Origin of the sequence: Persicitalea sp. (assembly GCF_041751555.1) — a bacterium.
In the GTDB taxonomy this organism is placed as follows: Bacteria; Bacteroidota; Bacteroidia; order Cytophagales; family Spirosomataceae; genus Persicitalea.
In genome coordinates this window covers 1-2,273 of sequence record NZ_JBGSXF010000287.1, presented here as the reverse complement: position 1 = coordinate 2,273, position 2,273 = coordinate 1, and the positions used below count along the sequence as shown (strand labels likewise).

The window sequence follows — 2,273 nt, the reverse complement described above, 5'->3', positions numbered from 1 at the left end:
CATTGGGAATTCCAGAAACTCGTAGGAGAACTTCTCAACCTTTTCCTGAAAAGTAGCCGAGAAGAGCAGGTTCTGTCGCTTGGTAGGAATCACTTCCAGAATGCGCCGGATTTGCGGCATGAAGCCCATGTCCAGCATCTTATCGGCCTCGTCAAGTACCATCGTCTTGATGTGTTTCAACACGATTTCTTCCTTGGCGTATAAGTCCAAAAACCGTTGCGGCGTGGTAACCAGGATATCCACGCCCTGCCGCAAGGTTCCGATCTGCGCCTTCGGACCGACGCCACCGTAGAGAGCCACGATGCGCAGGTCGGTGTGGCTACCTAGTTCTTCGGCAGCTTTGGCAATCTGCATGACCAGTTCACGCGTCGGGGCCAAGATCAGGGCGCGGGGATCGGCACCCTGCGCGTACTTTATCTTCATGAGTAGCGGCAGCACGAAGGCGGCCGTTTTACCCGTCCCGGTTTGGGCGATGCCCAGCACGTCGTGTCCCGCCATCGCCAGCGGAATGGCCTGCTCCTGAATAGGTGTGGGTTCGGTATAGCCCGCGTCGGCGATGGCGTCGAGTAGTTGGCGGTTGAGCTTGAACTGCTCGAAGGGGTTGGCCTGGTTTTCCATGCGGCAAAGGTACAGAATCCTGGGTGTGGCTACTTCGTCAAACCCAATTCTGCTTCTGTTTTCAGTATAGAAAGATGATTCTTGACGATTGCCCACACAATGGAATCATCTACGCTATCATAGGCATGGATCAAACGGTTCCGAAAAGTGACGACTTGGCGCGCATGGCTCAGTTCGAAATTCGTTTCTGCTCTTCTGAATTGATTTACAGCCTCCCCAATTATGCCCAATTGCCGTTCGACCGCACTCTTCGTTTTTGCATCCTTCCTATATTCACCATAGCTGCCGATTCCTCCCATGAATTCTTCGATCAGCTCAATCGCCAGCAAGATGTCAGAAAGGTACTTCCGTCCTTTTTCGGTCATAGATCAGTCGTTTGGTCTCCTCGATGTTTTGCCGCAAATAAGGATTACGAATGGGCTGGTCGGTCAACAAATCGACTTTCCGAGCGAACAAGTACTCGAAGGCATCCCAAAGACTCATCAGGTTTTCCCCTCTTTCAATCGGTGGCATGGGTTCCATCTCGACTAATAGGTCGATGTCGCTCGACTTCGAATTGAATTGGTTCTTAGCAACCGAGCCGAAAACGTACAGTTTATCCACCCCAAATTTTTCGCAAAGAACAATCATTGCTTCATGATGCTGGACAAATGGCAAGGGTAATTCAATCATATTGAGACTTGTTATAAGAAGTTAAGACAAAGTTAACCCATTTTTATTTGGTTAGAACCAAGGCAGTTTTTCCTGAAATCATTAGTTACTGCGTCCTACTGTTGGCCTTTTCACAAAACACCTAAATCACCCAATATCTTTCTCGTAATTTCCTTCCGCTGACTGCCGAAGCGGTCGCTCTGCCGGGCGTCAGGCTGATACAGGCGCGTGGCGAAGAAATAGACATTGCCTTTCGTTTCCACATAGCCGACGTACCAGCCCACGTGCGTGGGTTTGGTGTCGGCCCAGCCGGTTTTGGCGCGGAGGGTGTAGGTGTCGGTTTTTTCCTCCACCATGATTTCTTTGCCGATTCGGTAGGTACGGGCGCTGAACGGAGCGGTTTCGGCCTGGATTTTTTGGAGAACTTCCAATTGGTTCTTGGGAGAAATCTTCAAACTCGACCCCAGCCAAAATAGCGTCAGGCCGCCGCTGATGTCCTCGTTCCCGTAGCTTAATGCTTTTAAATAGTCGTGATACTTTTCCTCACCGACGCGCTTAGCGATTTCCTGATAAAACCAGAAGGCGGAATTCTTGTAGGCAAGGGCAAGATAGTAGTCTCTTTCCCAGATTTTCATCCGTTTGGGCGTGCCGTCCCATTTGATAACTTCCATCTTGTCCCGTACCGCTCCGGTTTCCAGGGCGATGAACGTGTTGGGTACTTTAAAGGTCGAGGCCGGGGAAGTGGCTTTGATAAAATCGGCCTTATCGGTCGTAGCGTATTCTTTTTTATTCAGATCATAAAGGCTAAAACTACCTTCAAAGCCTGCTTCTTTGAAATAGGGCTGGAATTGGGGAAGTACTCTCTGGGCTAATAACGGGTAGTTGCCGAGCAGTGCTATTGACAATACTAAAAACGATTTCCTGAACATTTTCTCCGTTATTTTTTTAAATGTAATTTTTAACTCTCCTTCATCGCAAACCCCGCCGCACCAATCGCCCCGGCC

4 protein-coding genes are annotated in these 2,273 nt (G+C 49.6%); all 4 read right to left on the bottom strand.

The genetic code is table 11. The annotated features are described in order from the left end of the window. The coding region (locus ACEW8P_RS10035; RefSeq protein WP_373512948.1) for a DEAD/DEAH box helicase at nucleotides 1-618 on the bottom strand (618 nt) is incomplete at its 3' end. Nucleotides 619-647: 29 nt separating this feature from the next. After that, entirely contained in the window at nucleotides 648-983 is a 336-nt protein-coding gene (locus ACEW8P_RS10030; RefSeq protein WP_373512947.1) for a DUF86 domain-containing protein, read from the bottom strand. Continuing rightward, nucleotides 952-1,290 (bottom strand): nucleotidyltransferase family protein, encoded by a 339-nt coding sequence (locus ACEW8P_RS10025; protein ID WP_373512946.1) that lies wholly within the window; start codon nucleotides 1,288-1,290, stop codon nucleotides 952-954. Before ACEW8P_RS10025 ends, ACEW8P_RS10030 begins: the two co-directional genes overlap by 32 nt. 110 nt (nucleotides 1,291-1,400) lie before the next feature. Further along, on the bottom strand, nucleotides 1,401-2,198 hold the full coding sequence (locus ACEW8P_RS10020) for a penicillin-binding transpeptidase domain-containing protein (protein WP_373512949.1): 798 nt from the start codon (nucleotides 2,196-2,198) through the stop codon (nucleotides 1,401-1,403). Between the last annotated feature and the right edge of the window lie 75 nt (nucleotides 2,199-2,273).